This window comes from Methylocystis sp. (assembly GCF_021731785.1).
Taxonomy (GTDB): Bacteria; Pseudomonadota; Alphaproteobacteria; order Rhizobiales; family Beijerinckiaceae; genus Methylocystis.
The window spans coordinates 48,018-69,747 of record NZ_JAKFWS010000031.1 but is presented as its reverse complement, the minus strand read 5'-3'; the positions used below and the strand labels follow the sequence as shown (position 1 = coordinate 69,747).

General features: G+C 59.9%; 22 protein-coding genes and 2 pseudogenes. 17 read left to right on the top strand and 7 right to left on the bottom strand.

What is annotated here, in order from left to right:
• Positions 1-209: 209 nt before the first annotated feature.
• The 8 genes from QZ964_RS06280 (at position 210) to QZ964_RS06245 (ending at position 4,117) form a co-directional block, all read left to right on the top strand.
• The gene (locus QZ964_RS06280; RefSeq protein ID WP_292530012.1) at positions 210-869 is read left to right on the top strand and encodes a dihydrofolate reductase family protein; all 660 of its coding nucleotides are present in this window, start codon (positions 210-212) and stop codon (positions 867-869) included.
• A 240-nt stretch (positions 870-1,109) separates the two neighbouring features.
• On the top strand, positions 1,110-1,610 hold the full coding sequence (locus QZ964_RS06275; RefSeq protein WP_292530010.1) for an anthrone oxygenase family protein: 501 nt from the start codon (positions 1,110-1,112) through the stop codon (positions 1,608-1,610).
• A gap of 61 nt (positions 1,611-1,671) precedes the next feature.
• Positions 1,672-1,941 (top strand): hypothetical protein, encoded by a 270-nt coding sequence (locus tag QZ964_RS06270; protein WP_292530009.1) that lies wholly within the window; start codon positions 1,672-1,674, stop codon positions 1,939-1,941.
• A gap of 52 nt (positions 1,942-1,993) precedes the next feature.
• Entirely contained in the window at positions 1,994-2,143 is a 150-nt protein-coding gene (locus QZ964_RS06265; RefSeq protein ID WP_292530007.1) for a VOC family protein, read from the top strand.
• Between the two features lie 411 nt (positions 2,144-2,554).
• Positions 2,555-3,163, top strand: a complete 609-nt coding sequence (locus tag QZ964_RS06260; RefSeq protein WP_292530004.1) for a hypothetical protein — start codon at positions 2,555-2,557, stop codon at positions 3,161-3,163.
• Positions 3,164-3,214: 51 nt separating this feature from the next.
• A complete protein-coding gene (locus tag QZ964_RS06255; protein WP_292530002.1) occupies positions 3,215-3,451 on the top strand; it encodes a hypothetical protein in 237 nt (78 codons plus the stop codon).
• 14 nt (positions 3,452-3,465) lie between these two features.
• Positions 3,466-3,759 (top strand): hypothetical protein, encoded by a 294-nt coding sequence (locus tag QZ964_RS06250; RefSeq protein WP_292530000.1) that lies wholly within the window; start codon positions 3,466-3,468, stop codon positions 3,757-3,759.
• On the top strand, positions 3,746-4,117 hold the full coding sequence (locus QZ964_RS06245; protein ID WP_292529997.1) for a site-specific integrase: 372 nt from the start codon (positions 3,746-3,748) through the stop codon (positions 4,115-4,117). Before QZ964_RS06250 ends, QZ964_RS06245 begins: the two co-directional genes overlap by 14 nt.
• Before the next feature lie 45 nt (positions 4,118-4,162).
• Here QZ964_RS06245 and QZ964_RS06240 read toward each other — a convergent pair whose 3' ends face one another.
• The 3 genes from QZ964_RS06240 to QZ964_RS06230 all read right to left on the bottom strand — a co-directional run bounded on the left by QZ964_RS06240 (position 4,163) and on the right by QZ964_RS06230 (position 6,573).
• Positions 4,163-5,791: an IS66 family transposase gene (locus QZ964_RS06240; RefSeq protein ID WP_292529994.1), complete on the bottom strand. Its 1,629-nt coding sequence runs from the start codon at positions 5,789-5,791 to the stop codon at positions 4,163-4,165.
• Positions 5,792-5,857: 66 nt separating this feature from the next.
• Positions 5,858-6,205 carry an IS66 family insertion sequence element accessory protein TnpB gene (gene tnpB / locus QZ964_RS06235; RefSeq protein ID WP_292529992.1) on the bottom strand — a complete coding sequence of 116 codons (348 nt, stop codon included), beginning with the start codon at positions 6,203-6,205 and terminating at the stop codon, positions 5,858-5,860.
• On the bottom strand, positions 6,202-6,573 hold the full coding sequence (locus QZ964_RS06230; protein WP_196399007.1) for a transposase: 372 nt from the start codon (positions 6,571-6,573) through the stop codon (positions 6,202-6,204). Before QZ964_RS06230 ends, tnpB begins: the two co-directional genes overlap by 4 nt.
• A 56-nt stretch (positions 6,574-6,629) precedes the next feature.
• Here QZ964_RS06230 and QZ964_RS06225 point away from each other — a divergent pair.
• Positions 6,630-7,068 (top strand): annotated as a pseudogene (locus tag QZ964_RS06225) (transposase).
• Between the two features lie 81 nt (positions 7,069-7,149).
• On the opposite strand, the gene QZ964_RS06220 reads toward QZ964_RS06225, so the two are convergent.
• Genes QZ964_RS06220 through QZ964_RS06205 form a run of 4 tightly spaced genes read right to left on the bottom strand, consistent with a single transcriptional unit; the run spans position 7,150 to position 10,329 of the window.
• The gene (locus QZ964_RS06220; RefSeq protein ID WP_292529986.1) at positions 7,150-8,037 is read right to left on the bottom strand and encodes a HEPN-associated N-terminal domain-containing protein; all 888 of its coding nucleotides are present in this window, start codon (positions 8,035-8,037) and stop codon (positions 7,150-7,152) included.
• Complete coding sequence (locus QZ964_RS06215; RefSeq protein WP_292529984.1) at positions 8,037-8,507, bottom strand: DUF4411 family protein; 471 nt, start codon at positions 8,505-8,507, stop codon at positions 8,037-8,039. The genes QZ964_RS06220 and QZ964_RS06215 overlap by 1 nt, the downstream gene beginning before the upstream one ends.
• A 9-nt stretch (positions 8,508-8,516) precedes the next feature.
• A complete protein-coding gene (locus tag QZ964_RS06210) occupies positions 8,517-9,725 on the bottom strand; it encodes an ImmA/IrrE family metallo-endopeptidase (RefSeq protein WP_292529983.1) in 1,209 nt (402 codons plus the stop codon).
• Entirely contained in the window at positions 9,712-10,329 is a 618-nt protein-coding gene (locus tag QZ964_RS06205; protein WP_292530161.1) for a recombinase family protein, read from the bottom strand. Before QZ964_RS06205 ends, QZ964_RS06210 begins: the two co-directional genes overlap by 14 nt.
• A gap of 194 nt (positions 10,330-10,523) precedes the next feature.
• On the opposite strand from QZ964_RS06205, the gene QZ964_RS06200 reads away from it, so the two are divergent.
• The 8 genes and pseudogenes from QZ964_RS06200 to QZ964_RS06165 form a co-directional block, all read left to right on the top strand.
• Positions 10,524-11,351, top strand: a complete 828-nt coding sequence (locus tag QZ964_RS06200; RefSeq protein ID WP_292529980.1) for a hypothetical protein — start codon at positions 10,524-10,526, stop codon at positions 11,349-11,351.
• Between the two features lie 373 nt (positions 11,352-11,724).
• Positions 11,725-12,966, top strand: coding sequence for a DUF4113 domain-containing protein (locus QZ964_RS06195; RefSeq protein WP_367119232.1), 1,242 nt, complete (start codon positions 11,725-11,727; stop codon positions 12,964-12,966).
• A gap of 275 nt (positions 12,967-13,241) precedes the next feature.
• A complete protein-coding gene (locus QZ964_RS06190) occupies positions 13,242-15,938 on the top strand; it encodes a PD-(D/E)XK nuclease family protein (RefSeq protein WP_292529975.1) in 2,697 nt (898 codons plus the stop codon).
• Positions 15,938-19,393: an exodeoxyribonuclease V subunit beta gene (locus QZ964_RS06185; RefSeq protein WP_292529973.1), complete on the top strand. Its 3,456-nt coding sequence runs from the start codon at positions 15,938-15,940 to the stop codon at positions 19,391-19,393. The genes QZ964_RS06190 and QZ964_RS06185 overlap by 1 nt, the downstream gene beginning before the upstream one ends.
• A 255-nt stretch (positions 19,394-19,648) precedes the next feature.
• Positions 19,649-19,918, top strand: a complete 270-nt coding sequence (locus tag QZ964_RS06180) for a DUF2312 domain-containing protein (protein WP_292529971.1) — start codon at positions 19,649-19,651, stop codon at positions 19,916-19,918.
• Between the two features lie 316 nt (positions 19,919-20,234).
• A complete protein-coding gene (locus tag QZ964_RS06175; RefSeq protein ID WP_292529969.1) occupies positions 20,235-20,615 on the top strand; it encodes a hypothetical protein in 381 nt (126 codons plus the stop codon).
• Between the two features lie 239 nt (positions 20,616-20,854).
• Positions 20,855-21,241 carry a hypothetical protein gene (locus tag QZ964_RS06170; protein WP_292529967.1) on the top strand — a complete coding sequence of 129 codons (387 nt, stop codon included), beginning with the start codon at positions 20,855-20,857 and terminating at the stop codon, positions 21,239-21,241.
• Between the two features lie 83 nt (positions 21,242-21,324).
• Positions 21,325-21,564: pseudogene (locus QZ964_RS06165) on the top strand (ISKra4 family transposase); the annotation flags it as partial.
• Positions 21,565-21,730 lie beyond the last annotated feature (166 nt).

Below are 21,730 nucleotides of genomic sequence, written 5' to 3'. Positions count from 1 at the left end.
TTTGGCGCCTTGCTCATCCAGCGACTGCCGATATCTCACACAGCCTCTGATGAACTCCGGCCATTCCGGTATCACAGGGATCAGATCAGTCTTTTCCGGCAACAACCTCCAAAGTAAAGGATGATGCCAACAAAGTTCGTGTAGGCGACGCCATCCAGCCGATGCCGCCCGAGTTCTTCTGATATCTGACCCCAAAAAGGAGATTGATCATGCGCACGCTTAGAACCGCCACCTTCGTCTCCCTGGACGGCGTCATGCAGGCCCCCGGCGGGCCGGAGGAGGACCCTCGGGGCGGCTTCGAGTACGGCGGCTGGACCTTCCCCTTCTGGAACGAGAAGCTGGGCGGACTGATGGACCGCGCCATGGGCGAGGACTACGACCTGCTCCTGGGCCGTTGCACCTACGAGATTTTCGCCGCCTACTGGCCGCACATGAACGACGAGATCGGCCGCAAGTTCAACGCCGTGAACAAGTACGTCGCCACCGGCCTCGACACGCCGCTGGACTGGGCCCACAGCCATCGCCTGGAGGGTGACCTGGCCAAGGCCGTGCGGGCGCTGAAGGCGACCAAGGGGCGGGACCTGTTGATCCAGGGATCGAGCGAGGTTATCCACACCCTCCTGGCCAACGACCTGATCGACCAGCTGACCATCCTGACCTTCCCCGTCATTCTGGGCCGGGGCAAGCGGCTGTTCGACGAGAATTCGCGCCCGCACGCCTGGACGCTGGAGAGCAGCGATACGTCGACGACGGGAGTTATCGTCGGAACCTATCAACGCTCCGGCAAGGTGCCCACCGGCTCGTTCGCCGACGACAATCCTAGCGCGGCCGAGCTGGAGCGCCGCGAACGCTGGGCGCGCAAGGGCTAAGTCGCAGGGCAATCGGGAACAGCCGACCCAAGGCCTCCCCGTTCGGGGACGGGACACGCCAGGCGCTCTCTACCGTCTGCGAAAGTGCCTGAAGCATGTGGTGGTCGACGGCGCTGGCCACTGGCTTCAGATCGAGCAGCCAGCGCAAATAATATGCGGGCGGGAGGCCCGGTGCAGTTGCAAAATCCATGTTGATCACAATGACTAATAATTAATGAGCGGGGCTTGGAGTAAGCGGCCATGTTCCAGATTTGGCAAATTCTCACCATCGTGCTCGTGTCGGTCGCAGTGGCGCTGACATTAGCCCACGCGCTTGAACTGCCAGGAAAGCTGCGGCTCGACAAGGAGACCTATGTCACCGTGCAGACGATCTATTATCCTGGATTCACGATCGGCGCAGTGTTCGGCGAATTCGGCGCAATGTTGGCTACGTTGGTCCTGCTCGTCCTCACGCCATTTGGGAGCGCGGCATTCTGGTTCACGCTCAGCGCCCTTGTATCGTTGCTGATCATGCATGGCCTCTATTGGGCGTTCACGCATCCGGTCAACAAATTCTGGCTCAAGGACCAACAACTCGCAGGAGCCGGCGCAGCCTTCTTTGCCGTTGGCGGAGAGACGGGCGCCAAGTGGAACGATCGGGATTGGGCGTCGGCGCGCGACCAATGGGAGCATTCCCATGTCGCGCGCGCGGTCTTCGCCCTGCTGGCGCTGATCGCTCTCGTCACGGCGGCCACCGTCTGACTGGCATATCGCGAAAGAAGAGCGACGCTGCCGCCCCGTCATTTACAAGCGGGAGAAATGAATGGACGAGGACCTCGAACACATGAGCAAAGAGGCGTTGATTGCCGAGGCTCGACGACTGCGTAAGGGCATTCGCGAGCACCGAGACAGCACGGGACACGAACTTTGCTGGCATCACCCGCAGCTCTGGGGTCTCCTGCCGGAACGCCTCGATCCCGCCATTGCCATGCCGCCATGGCCCAAGTTCCTCCGAGGAGGCGTCGCATACAGGGAATCGCTGGAACAACAACGACCAAACGCTTCCACTCATGATCGCGAGTATGGCGAGTAAATTGTAGCCGCCAGCAGCGGCGGCAAGGCGGCGCCACGGAAGGACTTCGGCCGTGAAACCACGCATTGCCGTAATCACCATCGGCGTCGATGATCTGGAGAACTCCCTTCGTTTTTATCGTGACGGTCTTGGATGGAAGACGGAGGGAATCATCGATCCTCTGGCCCCGCCCGGACGTTCCGCCATAACTCAAGACTTTTGAGACATATGGGAAAAGCTGGAAAATCAGCGGCTTGCCTGGTGCGAAAATCAGCGTCAGAATCCCCGTCAAAAACGAGGGGGGCAGGTGCAGGTATTTGACATGATGAAACCCGAGGGGCGGGTTTTTCTCAAAAGCGAATTTGGTCTCATCAGCGATCGCTGGCCGTGCTTTTCTTTTAGCAAGAAGAACGTCGGACAACGCCTCCAGGCCGAATTTCGGCCGGGTCGGGATATCGCGATCTACGTCGGAACGACGAGCGCGGAGATGACCGAAGACCCAGATCATCGAAGCCGTTTGATTTCCGCGGTATCGATCGAGCCAAACCATATTTTGAAAACGAGCTTGATTGTCCCCCCTGACCAGTGGGCCCTCACGACCGCTCGATTTGGCGAAAATCCATGGCCGTATTCCATGGCCGTCCTCGACGCCGCAGTCATGACAGGGCCGCCATATCCGGAAGCGCGCGTGTTGACGCCGAAGGCCTACGCGGCTCTGGGCGCGATGGAGAACCGGGGCAATGTCGTCGAAGCCACCGGCGCGGAGCGGGAAGCGGTCATGGCGCTTCAGGTTCGGCGTATCGAGCTGCATCTTTCCGAGCCGGTTCAGCGCTACATGCGGCTCATGGGTGGTCTCTCGGATACCGTCGAGAAGACTATCAAGCAGGAAGCCGCGAGAATGGCTCTTCTGATTCAGGCGCGGGTCAAGTCTGGCGGCGAATACACGACGCGCCAAAATCCGCTTCGAACCGCCCCCAATGTTTCCGACCTGGTGGCTTTGATCATGCGGAAATGGACTGACGATCAAAAGGGCAAATGTGCGCTTTGCGGAGGCCCTCTTACCCAGACGACCAGCAAAATGCTGCAACCGTCGGCAGATCGGATTGACAGCAGCAATATCGCCTATGATGACGCCAACACGCAGATCACGCACTTGGCGTGCAATTTGGCCAAGAACGAATGGGGCCTGGACGAATTCAAGGACTGGCTGGCGATCGTTCGGGACGTTGAAGTGATCGAATAGGCAAGCGCGGACACGCAGGTGTCCTTTATCTTACACTTGACCTGAGGCCGCATGTACGACGATCGAGACAAAAGCTTCCACAATGACTGGCGGATGACCTTCGCCCGATTAAAGGCGCGCGGCGACCAGCTCAACGACCTGGCGCAGCGCGGGGTCGCCGCCGCCGACCCAGCCCGGCAGGCGGCCCGCGCCGACTACGCCGCGCTTGTCTGCAAGCTCAAGACTGTATGGAAGGCCCATTATCTGCAGCCGCGTTCGCAACGGGCGTCGAGCGCGTTGCGCGATTAGATAAGGATCGTCGCGTGTCGCGCTTGCCGCCCTTTGACGTCGTCGTCTGGGTCAAAAAGACCGATGACTTTCTCGAGCTGCGCGACGCGCTGATCGGGCTCGCGGTCACAGAGCCCGATGAGTCGACCGACTACCAGGGCATGGTCGACTTCCATTGGGGCTTTGAGACCTACGCCGAGGCTGACAGTCTCGCGGCGCCTTTCGCCATGCTGCGCGAGCGGCCGGAAATCGCTCTGCTGCGGCTCTCGAATTTGGAGAACCCAAGCGCCTCCTTCACCTTCAAAGACGCGCGCCATGTTCGAAATTGAATCTGAAGGCCGGCCAGCCGCCCTGCCGGCGACCATACCGAGCCATGTTCCTGCGCTCGTGCAGGCGGCGGGCGAGCGCGCGCAGACGCGTTTCTGCGAATTCTTTATCGCCAACATCCGCAACCCGCACACCCGGCGCGGCTATGGCCGGGCGATCGGCGAATTCCTCGCCTGGTGCGAGCAGCGCGGGCTTGCTTCGCTCATTGACATCGCGCCGCTGCATATTGGCGCCTATGTCGAGGCGCTCACCCGCAGCCACAGCGCGCCGACCGCCAAGCAGCGCTTGGCCGCCATCATCGACAGCCAAAGCGTCAAGACCACGGAAGCCGGCGGCCCGCGCGGCGTAAGCATCCGGTGAGGCACGTGGGCTGATCATTTTCAGCCAAGGACGGCTGCGCGTAGATCAGGCGGCGAGCTTTTTGGCTTGTAGGTCGGCGGCCCAGCGCCACGGTAGCAAGGCGGCGAGATCGGTTATCTTGTGATCGTTGATGCGGGCCAGCACATCGGCGAGCCAAGCCTGTGGGTCGACGCCGTTGAGCTTGGCGGAGGCGATCAGCGTGTAGATCACAGCGGCGCGCTCACCGCCGCGATCCGAGCCGGCGAACAACCACGATTTTCTTCCCAGCGCGACGCCGCGAAGGTTGCGCTCGGCGCAATTATTGGTCAGGCAGATGCGGCCGTCGTCGAGAAAGCGCGCGAATGCGCTCCAGCGTCTGAGCATGTAGTCCATCGCCTTGGCAACCTCGGCGTGACGCGACAGCCGCGCCCTCTCGCCGCGCATCCATGCCTCGAGCTCGGCGACGAGCGGCGCGACACGCTCACGGCGAATGGCCAGACGCTCCTCGGTGGGGCGGCCATTGATCTCGCGCTCGATGTCGAAGATCGCGTCGATGCGTTTGACCGCTTCCAGAGCGAGAGGCGCGATCGCGGTCTGCTTGCCGAGCGCCTTGTTGCGGGCGTTGGCGGCGATGTCCGCGAGCACGAAGAACTTGCGTCTCCCATGGCTCCAGCACGCGGCTTCGATGATCCGCCCCGGCGACCTCTCCGGCGCATAGAGCCGTTTGAAGCCGGCATAAGCGTCGGCCTGAAGGACGCCGGCAAAACGCGCTAGATGGCGTTCTGGATGCTCGGCAGTGCGATCGCGCGAGTAGAAGAAGACCGCCGCCGGCGGATCGGCGCCGCCGAAGGGCCTGTCGTCGCGCACATAGGTCCACAGTCGCCCGGTTCGCGTCTTGCCTTTGGCAAGGACCGGAACGGTCGTCTCGTCGCCATGCACGCGCGCGCCAGCGAAGACATGGTCACGAATGAGATCGCAGAGCGGCCGCAGCAGCGAGGCGCAGCCGCCGACCTGATCGGCGAGCGTCGACAGGCTCAGCTCCACGCCCTCATGCGCATAGCGCGCCGACTGGCGGTTCAGCGGCTGATGCTGTCCATACTTCTCGAACAGGATCATCGCCAGCAGGCTCGGCCCCAGAAAGCCGCGCGGAAGCGGATGAAAGGGCGCCGGAGCCTGGGCAATCTTCTCGCAGTCGCGGCAGGTGAACTTCTCTCGCACGTGCTGGACGACCTTCCATTGCCGTGGAACGACCTCCAGCGTCTCGGTCACGTCCTCGCCGAGCTTGTGCAGACGCGTTCCACCGCAACATGCGCATGCCGTCGGCCCCGGAAGAACGACGCGCTCGCGCGGCAGATGCGCCGGAAAGGGCTGGCGCGAAGGCTTTCTTCGCGAGAAGGCGCGGACCGCGGTCGTCTTCGCCGCATCGGCCTTTTGTTCGGCGGCGAGCTCGGCGGCGGCGGCATCGCCTTCGAGCTCTTCGAGCTCGAGCTCCATCTGCTCGAGCAGCCGCGCCTTGCGCTCGCTGCGCGTCCCATAGAGCTCGCGTCGAAGCTTCTCGATCGAGAGCTGCAAATGCGCGATCAGAGCGGTCGCGTTCGAAGCTGTTGCGCGCGCCTGCGCCAGCTCCGCGTCTTTGTCGCGGAGCATCGCCTTCAAAGCCTCGACGTCGTCGGGAAGAGAATCAGCGGCGCTCATGGTCACGATCGAATCACAATGGCGCGCGCCGGCAAGACTTATCGCTGGCCATCCACTCGAAAAATCTCAGCCCGCTGCCTCCGGGCGCCATGTGTATTGTGGAGCGCGCCAGTCAATGCCGGAAAGAAGATAGCCGAGCTGCGCGGAGCTGATCGTCACCGCGCCGGATGAGGCCGACGGCCATATAAAACGCCCGCGCTCCAATCGCTTCACGAAAAGACATTGACCCTGGCCGTCATGCCAGAGAATTTTTATCAGATCGCCGCGGCGCCCACGGAACACGAATAAATGTCCGCCATTGGGATTGCGGCGCAGCGTCTCCTGAACGATCAGCGCCAGGCTCGCATAGCCCTTGCGCATGTCGGTCTGGCCGGTGACGAGCCAGACCCGTGCGTCCGCCGAGACCGGGATCATCGCCGCAACGCCTTGACCACGCGCGCCAAGGCCGACGCGTCGACATCCGCGCCGACCACGATTCTCTCGCCCATGGAAAGCATGATCTCCATTCGGCCGATGGTCCCGGGCGCCGATGAAAGCGCCATGGCCGGCGTCGACGTGATCGTCACCGGTAAAACCGCAGGCTGCTCGCTCGCATCGCCGGCCGCGAACCGCCGCCGCCAAGTGAACAGCAGATTCGCGTTGAGGCCATAGCGCCGCGCGACCTCCGCCACCGACGCTCCTTCCTCCAAGCTCTCCGCGACAATGCGGCGCTTCGCGTCGTTCTTCCAATAGCGCCGCCGGCCCCCGGAACCCGCAGCCTCGTCTTTTTCCGCCTCGGTCATCGGAGATAGTGTCCATCATCGATAGTGGACACGATCCCCGCGCCACGCGCACGACTATCGCCGCCGTCAGCCCCAATCGCCAGACGGCCCTCGGCGGAGGCTTACCGCGCGGCTTCGATGCCGGCAAGAAGATCAAGGGCCGCAAACGTCACATCGTGACGGACACGCAAGGCCATATGCTCACCGGGATCGTGCACGAAGCGAGCATTCAGGACAGGGATGGCGCGCCGCGCGTCATCGGCTTCGCCTGCGAAAGCTTCCCGACCATCACGCATATATTCGCCGACAGCGGTTACGCCGGCGAGAAGCTTGAAGCCGCTCTGGCTGGTGAAGACGAATGGCCCCGTCATCGAAATCGTCAAACGCCCAGATGCCACAAAGGGCTTCGTCCTCGTTGCACGGCGTTGGGTCGTCGAACGAACCCTCGCCTGGCTTAATCACTGCCGAAGGCTAGCCAAGGATTGGAAAGCTTCCATCGCCTCATCTGAGGCCTAGTTGCTCATCGCCTCCATCAGACAGCTCTCCCGACGCATCGCTAGAAACGCATAATCAAGGTGTTAATTTTGAGTCCGACTCTTAGAACGGCAGGGTAATAATATGAGAAAGCCATTGAATTGCGCTCTCCACCACGTGGCCGAGGGTTCCGCCAATCGACGGGGCGACCTTCCCAACCCCGTACGCGCCGATGACAACGCCAACGGCCTTTCCGCTAGTGCTTCCAACCTCTTTAGAGAAGCTCTCAATCGCCACGTCGAGCTTCTTGCCAATCCAGGACACGGCAGCCGATAGGCGGGAGGTCGCCTTCGCAACCTCAAGGGCGTTCGGCTCAGGCTTTACGAGTTCTTCTCGTATAATTGCGCTTGCCTCGCGGATGTCAGGCACAAGGTCAGTGCCAAGCCCGCCTTCTTCTGAAGGGGGGTTGTTGTGCCCGATCCCACCATGCGCCTGCCGGGGCAGCAGGCGTTCCAATTGTTCGAGGCGGTCAAGGATTTCTTGGCGTTGGCGCTTCTCCTCCACATCGCCGTAACGAGCTGTCTCACCGCGCTGAAGCGCGGCGATAATTGATTCAATATCAGGCTGTGGTGCAGCGGATTCGCGCTCTTCCCGTTCTGCCTCCCACTCAGCCCTTACCTGCTCATGGTCGGCATGATTGTGGCTTGGAGCCCACTCAGTGAGGCCGTCGCTCTCAATTTCTTCAACTACGTCTTCGATAACCTGCTCAGATATAAACGAACCAAATTCAGCCTCTATTTCTTCTCGCGCATCATATGGGCCACCCCAAATGTAGAGATATCCACCTTCTCGACCGTTATAAGGCGTCTCTTGGGCGGGGTCTTCGAAGTGATGATGGAACCACGCAAGAAGGTACTCGCACTGCTTTGCCTTTCCAAGGCGTTTGAGACGCGATGGCGTCACGCCGACTTCAGGGTCGTCGGCAGAGAAATAGAGTTTTCCTTTCGCCATTATCCGACAATCCACTTTTCGGCGCGAATGAGTTCAAGAAGGCCCATGCAGGGCGGTAGACCCAAAGCCGTTACAACATCGGGAATGTTCGGGCGTTGTGCGCTTCCCGTGGGCTTCTCGTCCGTGACGATTTGCAGGCTCTCCACTTGTCCCAACGCAATGACGAAGGGGTCGGCGGATGTCCGCAATTTCCGTTCGCCGACTAAGCGCGGAAACTGGGCCAACACGCCAGCAGCGGCGATCTGAATCTCGTCTTCGAGTTCGCGGAACATGTACTTCCGTTCCGCAAGCCACTTGTGCAGCTCGTCGGAACGCTTCGCCGTTTCGGTTAGCACTTCCGTGGGGGCGACCAAGCGCCCGTCCTCAATCAGTGAATCCATGAGCCCCCAGAATCTCGGAAAGTTCTCTGGGGGGTATCGCTCTTGCCACGCGGCTATGAGGGCGCTTGTGTCGATGCAATATATCGTCATTCCCCCCTGCTATTCGGCCACCTGAAAGGCGGCATGCTCAAGCGCGGGGATGTATTTGACCTTGGCTCCCAGAAAGCTCGAAACGTCGTTGAGGGTAATGCGTTTGCCGTAATAGCTGCGCAACACCAGCCGCGTGAAACCGCGACCGTTCCAGCTCATCAGCATGATGTGTCGTTTGATCTGAATGGGCTTTTTCTGCGCCGCTTTTTCCTTTGCGAGCCGCCGATATTCTTCTTCGAACGCTTCATGCCGCTCTTTGTAATAGTCCCATGTTGCGCGCTTCATGGTCACGAAACGTAGCAGCAGCGCCTGACGACTGACACCGATTGCGTCTCCGATCTTGCGCAATTCGTCGTCGCTCCATTCGCGGACATCCCTTCCAGCAGCTTCTTCGAACAACATCAACAAATCACGCGGCATCAAAGTTGCCGCCGCGACAGCATCGCAGAAGCGTTCAACCGTGCGGCTTGCCGGAGCGAGCTGGGGGTCTTCAGCCGCGCCATTCGAAATGGCGCTTTCCCCTAACAGGACATGGCAGAGTTCATGGATAAGCGTGAACGCCTTGCCCCCCTGGCTGTAATCCTTGCCGTTGACGACAAGGACAGGCAGTTCGCGGTTGGCAATCGAAAACCCGCGCATTTCCTCAAGCTCGACGCTCCAATGTGGCCCGCTGATAACGAAAACGAGTATGTCGTTTTCCTCCAGCCGTCGGCGCCAGAAATCGAATGCCCTCCCCTGCCGCGCCGCGCGTTTCTGCGCTTCGCTGTCCACGTTCAGAAACTCCCGGATTGCGCGGCCAACATTTTCGGGATTGTCGCGCGTTGTCGCCTTCAGTGGGAACCGCTGCGGCTTGTTGTCGAGTTCCTGAAACAGTTCGAGCGCCAGCTCGCGGCGATCGTAGGCGCTGCGAATGTGATAGGCGAGGTTCGCCGAAATCGGCTCGTCGTCAAAATGCGCGAGCCTGCGGAAATCCCGCAACGGCGCGAAATCCTTTGGCGGTTCCGGCAGGTAAAAGACCGCCAAAGGGAAATGATATTTTCCCGCAAGCGCGCGGAGCTGCCCCAAGGTTGGTACATCGGGATTCTCGTCGCTTTCCCACGCGTGAAGGCGCTCAACCGGGACATTTGCCGCTTTCGCGGCATCTTCCGGTTTCACCTTGGCGCGGCTGCGCGCCCATCTCAGCATCGCCGGTTTCACGAGGGCTTTAATGGTGGCCATGACCGCCCCCGCCCATTGTGCGCGGCATTGCTGCGGCAGGCGCGGCATCATTGGCCGCGCGTATTGCCCGCCACAGCGTCGAGCCGTCCACGCCAAGTAGCGCGGCCATACCGGCGCGAGTCTGCAAGCCACCCTCTATCGCTTCGCGCGCATGGGCGACCTGTTCCACGGTGAGTTTGCGGGGGCGACCGACATGCTTTCCGCGTTTCTTCGCCGCCGCAATCCCTGCGTTGACGCGCTCGACAATCAACGTTCGCTCAAATTCCGCCAACGCGCCCATAATGTGGAACACCAGCTTTCCGCCCGGCGTCGTCGTGTCGATGCTTTCCGACAACGAGGCAAAGCCCGCACCCCGCGCGCCCAGCTCCCTTATCGTTTCAATTAGATGCGGCAGCGACCGCCCGAGCCGATCGAGCTTCCAGACAACCAGCGCATCATTCACGCCAATCCGCTTGAGCGCGGCTTCAAGGCCGGGGCGTTGCGTGGCGACGCCCGACACGCCCCTATCCTCGAAGACTTCCATGCAGCCCGCTTTCCGCAGCGCGTCACGCTGAAGGTCAAGCGATTGCTCGTCGGTCGAGATGCGGGCATATCCGATTTTCATGGGGGGATTCTGCAATAGGGTTTTGCAAAAGTCGATAGGTAAGAATTTCAGTAATTTATGGTGGGAAGGATGAACGTTGCAAAAGGTAGAGGTTTCGCAATGAGTTTCCGCCGCAACGATCAAAGCCACGAAACCCTTGCGGAGATTGGCCGCAGCTATCACGTCAGCGGCGGGGCGATTGCGAGGCTGACGTAATGTGGAATCTACCCCAGCACGATTATGAAGAAATTCGAGAAGTCGTCGTAGATGTCCTAAGCAAAGCGTCTACAAACGGTGTCAATCAGTTTGCCGGCGTTTTAGAACACACAGCACGCACTTTGGCGCGACGACATAATGCGCCCCCGCTTCCAACTGGAATGGCTTACGCCGGTGCGGACAGTCAATTGCATCCCAACGATTCCAATATCGTTCTTGAGGTGGTGTGGGACTTATTTCGGCAGGGAGTTGTTACTCTCGGCCTAAACAGCAGCAATCCTGGGTGGCCGTGGCTCCGCCTTAGTCGTTTTGGACAGCAGGCCTTACAGCATCAAAGCCCCTTTCGTTTCCACGATAGCAGCGGCTTTTTGAAAGTTCTACATGCTGAAGTGCCGGATATATCCGCAGCGGCAGTCGTCTACTTAGAGGAAGCCGTAGCGGCGTTCTATGCAGATTGCCTGTTAGCAAGTCTCGTCATGCTTGGCGTGGCCGCAGAAATCGAATTTCTGCGGCTTGTAGAGGTGGCAGCCAACAGCCCCACTCATGGATCGAGGTTTTTGCCTGTGACAAAGCTGCCATTCATTCGAGCGAAAATCACCAAATTTCATGAGTTGCTAAATCCAATAATCAAAACACTTTCACAGTCGGCGACAGAAGACTTGGAAGTGAACCTCACGGCTATTCAGTCAGCAATCCGCATAGCGCGCAATGAATCCGGTCACCCGACCGGCGCGAAGCCCCCGACCCGCGAACAAGTCTATATGTGGCTCGTGATTTTTGTTCCATTTGCGCGGCAGCTCATGAGACTTCGGAAAGAGCTGGTATAGGGAGGCCGATGGTCATGCCATTGCTTGGCGTCGCGACGCCGTGCTGTTCCACAATGAGCGTTCTGCGAATCCGCGAGGTTTGATCGCCGCTGGCGAGCGTCCTGACGCGCGTGGCTCCCTCCCCGTTTTTCCGGCCAAATCTCACGCATGACAACGTCCTTTGCCATGCATGACCGTGATCCACTGCCCGAGACTGACCGTCCACCGTGGATGGAAAGCCGGCCTTAATCGGACAGACGCGGCCCTTTACTAGGGGCGCTGCCCCCCGCGCGCGTCAAGTCTTGCACCTTTCAGTAGTCTCAAGGGGCGGAATCTTGCCACAGAAACCACCACAACCTATGGTCCTTGTGTCCGGTCAGATAGAAACCGAAACATGAGCGCATCGAGCTCTTCATCAGGCGCAACACCAGGTTTGCGCTGGATGGTGATCGACCTGAACAGTTATTTTGCGTCCTGCGAACAGCAGGAGCAACCGGACTTGCGTAACAAACCGGTCGTCGTTGCGCCGCTGCTCGCTGACACTACTTGCGCCATCGCCGCCAGCTATCCGGCGAAGGCCTTCGGCATCAAGACGGGAACGATGATCGGCGACGCGCGGCGCCTCTGCCCGCATTTGATCGTCGTTCAGAGTCATCCCAAACTCTATGTCGAATATCATCACCGTATCCTCGACGCGATTGAAAGCTGCATTCCGATCGGAACCGTGATGTCGATCGACGAAGTGGCGTGCGAATTGGACCGCAGCCAGCGCTCGCCCGAAGCCATCACGCGGCTTGCCACGCAGATCAAACAGGCGATACGCCAGCAGGTAGGGGATTGCCTCACCAGTTCCATCGGCGCTGCTAGCAATCGATTGCTCGCTAAGCTCGCTTCCGACATGCAGAAGCCGGATGGTCTAACGATCCTGGAACCGGAATCGATGCCGACGAAAATCCTGCATCTCGGCATCGGGGACATTAGCGGCGTCGGCGTCAACATGGCGCGGCGGCTTCGGGCGGCCGGTCTCGATACCGTCTGCAAACTCTGGCTGGCGGACGCCGACACTCTTCAACGCATCTGGGGCGGGGTTGTTGGGGGAAGGTTTCATGCGCTGCTTCACGGAGAGGACCTGCCCGCGCCAATCCGGCGGCGCGCTAGTTTTGGCCATCAACATGTTCTGGCCCCCGAGCAGAGGACCATCAGAGCGGCGACGCCCGTAGTGCGCGAGTTGCTGGCGCGCGCCGCCGAACGTTTGCGGCAAGAGAATTTCTACTGCCGTCGCTTGATTGCGGACATCAAATGGGCGAACGATCGCGGCCATTGGATCGACGAGCGATCCTTTCATGAGACGGACGACACGCAAACTCTCAGCCGCATCTTGATGGAGATATGGTCGCGCGTGCCGGCGCAGAAGCCTTTACGCGTCGGAGTGACGCTCGCGGGGCTTGTTCCTGCTAACAAACATCAGACCGATCTTTTCGAACGTCCAACAAATGCCGCGTTGACCGAGGCGATCGATAGGCTCAACCAGAAATTCGGGCGCGGCACGGTGGGGTTCGGCGCGACGACGTCATCGTTGCGCCGCATGACCAGCAAGATCGCGTTCCAGCGCGTTCCCGACTTGAGTGAGTTTTGATGTTCAATCTGAAGCTTCCATTGAGGAGATAACCGCCTCGATTCGGATAGAGCTTCCAATCGTCCTTAGCGTGCTTGATTTAGCGTGCTTGATGATGAGCAAGGCTTCGGATTCGAGCGCCAGCCAACGCCTCGGCTTTTTGGTTTGCTCGCCTGTCTCCACCGTCGTTGAAAATCAGCTGTTAGTTCATGAAGTCGCGACGTCGGTTCGTGGGCTTTCGGCGAACAGGCATGATACAAGAGAATTCGTTCCATCAATTCTTGGCGTCGCGAATCGTGCGCAATACAATCATCATCCATTCGCGTCTTGCCTGGCGCCGGTTCCGTGCGGATGCCGCCGTCGCGCGGCGGCATGGTCTGCAAGCGCTGCCGATCGAACTTCTCGCCGCGCGATTGGCGGGAGGCTTTCTTCAGCCGATCGATTCCGACGCGCTCAAATCTGCGATTGCCAAGGCTATTTTGGCCGATCTCGGTGAACTGAACGACATAAAATTACTACCCGGCTTCGCCCGCGCCGCCGCCGCAACGCTGAGCAAGGCTTGGTCGGCAGGCCTCGACCTCAATGAACGCTCAGCGCCTGAGGGGTCAGCCACGCGATCTCGGCTCGCCGCCATTGCACGGCTCGAGAGTGAGGCCTTGCAACATATACCCCCATCAATGCGACGTCCGGCCGATCTGGTCGCAATGGCCCTCGGCCGTCTCCATCATGCAGAAACATTGTTTGGAAAAATCTCAGTTGAAGGCCGCACCGAAATGTCACCCGTTTGGCGGCCCCTGCTCGCCGCGCTCGCCGGTGTCATGGAGGTGCGCTGGATCTCCGGGCCCCGCTACACGCCTGGTTGGCTTCGCGACCTCGGCATTCCCATCGTCGAAACGACGGCGGCGAACCCCGAAATTCTTTGCGAATCCTGCGCAAGTTCAAGGCACGAAGCGCTCGAAGCCTTACGCTGGGCGCGGTCCCTGATTGCCCGGGGAGACGTGCGTCCGGAACAGATCGCCATCGCAACGGCTTCTCCGGAAGAATGGGACGATCATTTCTTGGCGCTCAGTGAGATGAGCGGGCTCGATCTGCATTTCGTTCACGGCCGCAAGGCGTTGACAACGCCGCAGGGCCAACTCGCCGCAGCGCTTGCCGAAATTCTTCTGCGCGGGTTCAGCAAAGCCCGCATGATCCGCCTCGTCTCGCTGTTGCGCCACCAGAACCCCGCCTTCGAGGTTGTGCCCGCAAACTGGTGGCGCGCGCTGCCCAAAGACGCCCCGCTACTCGGCGTGGCGCAGTGGCGCGAAACGCTCGGCGCTCTTGCAAATGACGCGTTTCCAAAGGGTGACGCTGCGGCGGCGCTTCTCCGCGACTTGGTCGAAACGCTGGCGTTCGGCCTGAAACGAGCGCCTGAAATCGGGGAACGGCTCCTTGGTGTTCGAAGCCTCGCAATCTGGCGTAAGTCACTGACAGAGGGACCGCCAGAAGCACTAGATGTGACGCTCGCCAAGCTTCATTTGCCCGATGACGTGGAGCCGGAGGCGGCCGTTATTTGGACGCCCGCGTCGGCGCTCGCCGCCGAACCTCGCGCTTATGTGAGACTGATCGGCCTCACCTCGAGAGCCTGGCCACGTCGCCAGGCCGAAGATCCGCTATTGCCAAACCACATTATTCGTTCGGATTTGCTCGATCCACTGCCTGTGCACGAAGCTGATCGGCGCGATTTCGACACGATCCTCAAGACAACGACGCGGCAAGTCGTCTGCTCACATGCGCGACGTGACGCGCAAGGGCGGATCAACGGGCTTTCGCCGCTTTATCCGAAATCGCAGCCCCAGGTTTATCGGCAGAGAGCTCGGATACCTGAGCATGCCGCCGGCTGGTCAGACCGGCTGTTCGCGCGACCTGCCGAATTCAGCACATTGCCCGTGGCGCAATCGGCGCTGTCATGCTGGATCGACTGGCATACCGATCGCCTCACCGCTCATGACGGGTTGGTCCGTCATCGTCATCCACTGGTTGTCGCGGCGCTCAATCGCCGACAGTCGGCGACGTCGCTGACCAAATTGTTGCGTGATCCCCTTGGTTATTTATGGACCTATGGTTTCCGCTGGCAGGAGCCGCAGGAGAGCGAGGAACCACTGTTGCTCGATGCTCTCGCCTTCGGCAATCTGCTTCACATCACTCTGCAAAAGGCGGTCGATCGTCTCGAGGCGGCCCATCCGGGAGGTCTTGGCAACGCCGACGCGGGCGCCATTTCGGATGCGCTCGATGAAAGCCTCAACACAGTCGCCGTGGAATGGGAACGAAACGCGCCAGTCCCTCCCCCGGTGATTTGGCGTCGTAAACTCGAAAATGTTCGCGCCCTTGCGCTCGCCGCTCTCACCTTCCCAGAGCAGCAGTTGCCGGCGCAAAAAAGCTTTGCCGAAATTCCATTCGGCGGCGACCCTCGCGCGGAAGCGCTTGCGCCAGAACATCGCGCGCGCCTTCCCTGGGACGCCCTCAGGCCCGTTGTCATTCCGGGCACGGCTGTGGCGATCGGCGGTTCGATCGATCGTCTCGATTTGTCTGGTTCAGGCGCGAGCGCCCGCGTGACAGACTATAAGTCTGGTGCGCCGCCACGCCGAAGCAAAGAGCCCGTATTAAAGGGCGGAGCCGAGTTGCAACGGTGCCTTTACGCCTATGCTGTTCGTGCGCTCGTGGAGGGTCTCGATAAGGTAGAGGCGCGACTACTCTATCCGAAAGGCGTCGATGGCGGGCTCTATCTACTCGCCGATCCCGCCGATGCGCTCGAGCGCCTCGCCGATTTCGTGGGAGCCGCGCAGCGCCATGTCCTTGCGGGCAATCTGCTGCCCGGCGCCGGCGCTGAAGATAGTTTCAACGATCTCGCTTTCGCCCTGCCTGGGGGCGCGAAGGAGAGCTATTTCGAGATGAAACGTCCGCTGATTGCCGAACGCCTGGCGGGTCTGGCTCCATTATGGGAGCTCGAGTGATGACCAAAGCTCCCTACTCGAGCGATCTACCGGACGCGGAAGCTCGGAGACGCGCGCTGCTCGATCACAATTCGACGCTTTTGGTTGAAGCAGGGGCCGGCAGCGGCAAGACCTCGCTCATGGCCGGGCGAGTGGCGCTTCTTCTTGCCAGTGGAGCTAAGCCCCGCGAAATCGTCGCGATCACTTTCACCGAGGCCGCATCCTCGGAACTGCTCGACCGCATCGATCGCTTCGTCGGCGAGCTGGCGCTCGGTCTCATTCCCGACGAACTGCGCATCGCTTTGCCGAACGGGCTCTCGGCCGATCAGGCGAGCTCCATTGCGGCGGCGGCTGAAACCCTCGACGAAATCACTTGCACCACCATTCACGGATTTTGCCAGCAGCTCGTGAAGCCATACCCCGTCGAGGCGGGGATTGATCCCGGCGCCGCGATCATCGATCCGGGGGCCGCTGACCTCGCCTATCAAGACCTGCTTCAGGCCTGGCTCTCAGCCCGTTTCGGGCGGGATCGCGGGAGCGAAGGACTTGGGCGCATGCCGCCGCTGCCGGAATTGGGGGAAGAAGATTTCTTCGCGGAGCTTCTCCTCGACGAGCCTGACGCCGTCGTCAGATTGATCCAAGACGTCGCCGCTTTCCTGCGAACGAAGCGAACGGCCAAAGCGCCGACTGCCGAATTTGATCGAGCAGCGCTCGAGACTCTGTCACACGAAGTCGAAGCGTTCGCGAATTGGTATGATGGATGCGGGATTGTCGAACCCGTCACTAGGGATCTTATCGTCGATCTCCGCCGCCTCTGGAGTATGGTCAACGACGCCCGCGTCGGAGTCACGACCGGGCGACGCATAACCCAATTACTGCTACATGAAGCGCCGAAATGTCGACATGGCTCCGAAACACGATTTGTCGCTTGGAGAAATAAGGGCAAGTGGCAGGACGCATCGAGCGACGCCGGATTCGGCAAACCGCGCGGCAGTCAGCTGTCAGCCGATGCGCAAGCTCATTATGACCGGTGCGATCGAGCCTATCAGACCTTCGTCGCAGCAGTATGCGCCGCCGCCTTCAGTCGCTTCGTCGCCGAATTCGATGCCCTCGCCAAACTCTATGCAGATTACAAACGTCAAGCGGCGCTTCTGGATTTCGATGACCTGCTCTACCACGCCCGCGATCTGCTCGCCCATAATGAAGCGGTGCGCCATGACCTCAGCCGCCGCTATCCGAGAGTTCTGGTCGACGAGTTCCAGGACACCGATCCCCTGCAAGCGGAGATTCTCTGGCGCCTCTGCGGCGAAGGCGCCCAGGAGACGCCGTGGATCGATCGCGCCTTGCGTGCGGGTAGCCTATTTGTGGTCGGCGATCCGAAGCAAGCCATCTATCGGTTTCGAGGCGCCGACGTCGACACCTATCTCGAGGCCAAGCGCGCGCTAGTGACGCGCGATCCGGCCTTAGTCATCGAAATCACGGCGAACTTTCGATCGCTGAAGCCGATCCTGGATTTCGCGAATGATCAGTTCCGCGCGCTTCTCTCGCAAGAGCAGGGACAACCCGGCTTCACGGCGTTGCAATCGACGCGTCGACCGCAGGACGGACGCGCCGCCGTGGCGTGTTTCGAAATCGTGATCGAAGACCGACACAAGGATAGCCGCGGGAAGCTCGCTGTCGACAGCGTACGGCGAGAGGAAGCAAACATCGTCGCCGAGCTCCTCGAACGAATCATCGGCGCCTATGAGATTTGGGACAAGCGATCGAAGACGATGAGACCGTGCCGCGCTGGCGATATCGCGTTACTCGCGCCAACCGGCACAAATCTTTGGATCTATGAACGCGAGATCGAGCGGCGCGGCATTCCGATCGCCTCCCAGGCGGGGAAGAGCTTCTTCCGCCGGCAGGAGGTCCAAGAGCTGATAGCTGTCGCCCGCGCCTGCGTCGATTGGCGCGACACGCTCGGCTTAGGCGCACTTCTGCGCGGGCCGCTCGTCGGCCTCACCGAAGAAGAAATCGCGGACTCTATTATCGCCTTACCGGCAGGACCAAATGGCGCGCCGCCACAACTTCACCTTTGGACGGATCGCAGCGCTGTCAGCCATCCCGTTCTCAACCGCGCCCTCGAAGTGCTGCAAAATCTCGCTCGTCGGGCCCGCCACACCACGCCATACCAATTTATGGCCGAAGCGGTCGAAGAGCTGAATGTGCGCCCGATCCTGCGCGCCCGGTACCGCAGCGGCGCCGAACGTGCGCTCGCCAATGTCGAACTTTTCCTGGAAATGGCGCGCGCGTATGACGCACGCGGGCTCACGGCTTTCGTCGAGGCTCTCCGAGCGAGTTGGGAAGATTCGGAAAAGCAGATGGAGGGCCGCCCTGATGCAGATGCAGAAGCAGTGTCGATCATTACGATGCACTCGGCAAAAGGTCTCGAATGGCCGATCGTGATTCCAATCAATTCGCCGACCATCCTCGATGACGACATGAAATTTCTGCATCGGCGATCGGATGATACCGTGCATTTCAAGCTGTTGGGCGCGGCCGGTCCTGACTACGAGTTGGTCAAAAGCGACGAACGTGATCAACTTCGACGGGAACGCATCCGACTATGGTATGTGGCGCTCACCCGCGCTTGTGATCTCTTGTTGCTGCCCCGGCAGAGCGAACGCGCGGGCTCTGATTGGTTGAGCTTACTTGAATTGCGACTTGATGAGCTTCCAGGTTTCGATGGCGCCGCTATCTCAAGAAGTCTTCGCTCTCCAACGGAAGGGCCAGAAAACCATCAAGACGTGGCAACCTGGACTGCTGAAGCGGCGACGATCGCAACTACGCGACGGACAATCATTTGGAAAAGTCCGAGCCGTCATGAGGCGCCCGCTGAAGAGCCGTTCAGACTGCCAGTGGCGGAAGTCTATACAGACGCAACAACTTTGGAAGAATCTTTGCCAACCGATGCGGGGCCCGCTTCGCCCGCTGGGATCATCCAAGGCGGCCGGGAACGCGGGCTTGTCCTGCACAAGCTGCTCGAGGAACTACTGACGGGCCAGATAATTGAGGACCATCAGATATTGGAGGCGCGTGCGAGAACTTTGCTTGCTGAGCTCGGCGTTACTGAAGCGGATCGCCCCGAAGATGGTCCAAATGCGCTCGAACTAGCAGCGACCGCGGTGCGGGCGCTAGCGATACCGGAAATTGCAGCAATCAGAAATCGCCTACTGCCGGAGGTGACGGTCTTCTCGGCCGATATCGCCGCAGATTGCTCGACATATATTGGCGGCGTTGTCGATGCCTTGGCTCTCGACAACGATGGCGCCGTCGAGGTGGTCGTCGATTGGAAGAGTGATGTCGATCCGGGACCGGCTCAAATCGAACTCTATCGTGAACAACTCAAAGATTATCTTGCTACTACCACAGCAAAAGAGGCCTTGCTGGTGTTTGTGACGAACGGCAGGATCGAGCGAATGCATTGCGGATGAATATTTCCAAAATGATCGCCTGTCGCCGACAGCACGCAAATTAGTGAAGAGGGGTCTCGCTCGTGACCGGGTGGAAACGCTTGAATCGTCACTTTAGCAAAGCGCGGCGGCAGGCCGCGCCAAGGTCAGCCGCCGCCTGACCCAACCGCCCGTCACCAGAATTCGACGATCGCTTGGTATTTGGAGGTCTCCGGTTAATCTCTCGGTTACTTTAACAGCCTTACCGTATCTCCCTCCACATCAATGAGGGGAATTATGACAGACACGGTGGGAATCGCGGGCGATCGTATTCGCTCATTTGTCGAGCGCATCGAGCACATCGACGAAGAGATCAAAGCATTGAACGAGGGGAAGAAGGAAGTCTTACACGAGGCCAAGGGCGAAGGCTTCGATGTGAAGGTGCTGAAGGAAATCCTTCGCTTGCGTAAGCAGGACAAGGACGAGCGCGACGAACACGAGTCCCTGCTCGACCTCTATCTTAGGGCCATGGAGTCTGCGGAGACCCCCGAAGCGAAGGCCGCATAACGCGCCGTACGCAAAAAGGGAGGGCGGCGGATTCGCCCCGCCCTCCTGAATTTATTCGGAGAGCTCGCCGAGTTTGAGCGGGGCCTTTTTCGCGAACGCACGCCGGCGGCATTAGATTCCGCTTGCGCGCACGGCCGTTTCAGTGGCGCGCGACCGAAGCTAACGGAGAAGGTCACAGGCGGAGTTCGATCGAAGGTTTTACGGGATCGAGATATCGTCTGAGACGGTCGGCGCGAGGGAGTCGAACGGGAGTGGGAAAAAGTTGGGGGTCCGTCAGGTCATGTAAGCTCGAATTTTCGAGTGAGGAGGCGGGCCTGTGACGGGAATTATTGAGATGAAGATATTGGCGGAATTTGTCGGCGTGGATGGCGTTTCGGCGCGACGAGAGATTTTCCTTGTCCGGCGCAATGTGGACCAGCCTCATCTCAAAGATTTCGGCCTGACCCTGGAAGAAGGCAAAGCCATCTTGCAGCGAATGCAAGTCGAACACACGCAGTTTCAGGTCGAGCAGTGCGGCATGCGTGATCGGGAATGTGTGGGCTGCGAGCGGCTTCGCGCCATCCACGATTATCGGACACGTTCAATTCACACGCTGTATGGCGTCTGTCAGGTTCGCGCGCCTCGATTTCGATCCTGCAACTGTTCGGCGCCGCGTGATGCGGCGTCGGCAAGTCGATTGCTGGCGCTAATGGCGTGACGAACAACCCCCGAGCTGGAGCGCGTACAGGCGGAATTGGGTGCGCGGCTTTCATTCCGCGAAGCAAGCCGGGTTCTCGATCTTTTCGTGCCCGCCGCCCGCCCTCACAATCACAAAAGCGTTCAAAATCGGCTCGCACGGGTTGCAGCTCAGATCGAGACAAAAGATTTTGCGAGCCCGCATCGCATGAGCCGCTCCGAGCCGTGCCGGGATATCAGACGCGGCATTTCGAAGTTATCATGGGACGCGACGAAGCCGACGGACGCCCGCCACGCCATTTTGCAGCCGCGTCAAATATTTCGACGAGCAACGTTGATGCTGTTCGAGCTGCGTTACGCGCCCAGGGTTGGGTTCCTGGCAGAGACATCACGGTTTTCAGCGACGGCGATCCGGCGCTGAAAGGCGCCGTGATTAGCGCCGCGCGACAGCAAATCACGCATGTCCTCGACTGGTTCCACATCTCGATGCGTGTCCGTCACATCGAGCAGGCTTTCGAAGGCATCCGACAGGCGAGGCCAGAATTGAAGTCTTGGCTCCTGACATCGGCCTATTGCCATGTGCCGCGCCTTCGTCATCTCCTTTGGAGCGGCTACGTTGACGAGACCCGCGAAGCATTGGGGGGATGAGTTATTGGGTTCGCAGTGTTGTCTCCGAACATACTCGCGAGATCAATGCAAAAATGAAACGGTTTCTGTTGCTCATCGACGAGTTGGCGACATACCTCCGACTGAACGAGGCTTCCGTAATCAATTATTGTCAACGCTATTGGAAGGGCTTGCCGATCTCAAGTTCGCGAGCGGAATCCACGGTCAATGCTCTGGTCAATGCGCGCATGAACAAGCTGCAGCAGATGCGCTGGTCGCCACACGGCGCGCAGCGCGTGTTTCAAGCGAGAGCCGCTGTGATTGATGGCCGGTTGAAAGCTGGCGCGTTCAATCTCGCAGCATGACCCCCAGCTTTTTCCCGCTCCCGCAACGACGGGACGGGCGGAGGCTTTACTCATGGAACAATGGGTCTCTGGCGCTCTTCCCAACGGCTTGCGGGGGTGATACGTTCCTTATTTGTTCTTGTTGGCCCCATGAGTCAATCCGTAGCGGCCAACCGCTCTGTCGGAG

Coding starts and splice junctions, on each gene's coding strand:
- QZ964_RS06280 (WP_292530012.1), top strand. CDS start 210: ATGCGCACGCTTAGAACCGCCACCTTCGTCTCCCTGGACGGCGTCATG.
- QZ964_RS06275 (WP_292530010.1), top strand. CDS start 1,110: ATGTTCCAGATTTGGCAAATTCTCACCATCGTGCTCGTGTCGGTCGCA.
- QZ964_RS06270 (WP_292530009.1), top strand. CDS start 1,672: ATGGACGAGGACCTCGAACACATGAGCAAAGAGGCGTTGATTGCCGAG.
- QZ964_RS06260 (WP_292530004.1), top strand. CDS start 2,555: ATGGCCGTCCTCGACGCCGCAGTCATGACAGGGCCGCCATATCCGGAA.
- QZ964_RS06255 (WP_292530002.1), top strand. CDS start 3,215: ATGTACGACGATCGAGACAAAAGCTTCCACAATGACTGGCGGATGACC.
- QZ964_RS06245 (WP_292529997.1), top strand. CDS start 3,746: ATGTTCGAAATTGAATCTGAAGGCCGGCCAGCCGCCCTGCCGGCGACC.
- QZ964_RS06240 (WP_292529994.1), bottom strand. CDS start 5,791: ATGAGCGCCGCTGATTCTCTTCCCGACGACGTCGAGGCTTTGAAGGCG.
- tnpB (WP_292529992.1), bottom strand. CDS start 6,205: ATGATCCCGGTCTCGGCGGACGCACGGGTCTGGCTCGTCACCGGCCAG.
- QZ964_RS06230 (WP_196399007.1), bottom strand. CDS start 6,573: ATGACCGAGGCGGAAAAAGACGAGGCTGCGGGTTCCGGGGGCCGGCGG.
- QZ964_RS06220 (WP_292529986.1), bottom strand. CDS start 8,037: ATGGCGAAAGGAAAACTCTATTTCTCTGCCGACGACCCTGAAGTCGGC.
- QZ964_RS06215 (WP_292529984.1), bottom strand. CDS start 8,507: ATGACGATATATTGCATCGACACAAGCGCCCTCATAGCCGCGTGGCAA.
- QZ964_RS06210 (WP_292529983.1), bottom strand. CDS start 9,725: ATGGCCACCATTAAAGCCCTCGTGAAACCGGCGATGCTGAGATGGGCG.
- QZ964_RS06205 (WP_292530161.1), bottom strand. CDS start 10,329: ATGAAAATCGGATATGCCCGCATCTCGACCGACGAGCAATCGCTTGAC.
- QZ964_RS06200 (WP_292529980.1), top strand. CDS start 10,524: ATGTGGAATCTACCCCAGCACGATTATGAAGAAATTCGAGAAGTCGTC.
- QZ964_RS06195 (WP_367119232.1), top strand. CDS start 11,725: ATGAGCGCATCGAGCTCTTCATCAGGCGCAACACCAGGTTTGCGCTGG.
- QZ964_RS06185 (WP_292529973.1), top strand. CDS start 15,938: ATGACCAAAGCTCCCTACTCGAGCGATCTACCGGACGCGGAAGCTCGG.
- QZ964_RS06180 (WP_292529971.1), top strand. CDS start 19,649: ATGACAGACACGGTGGGAATCGCGGGCGATCGTATTCGCTCATTTGTC.
- QZ964_RS06170 (WP_292529967.1), top strand. CDS start 20,855: ATGGGACGCGACGAAGCCGACGGACGCCCGCCACGCCATTTTGCAGCC.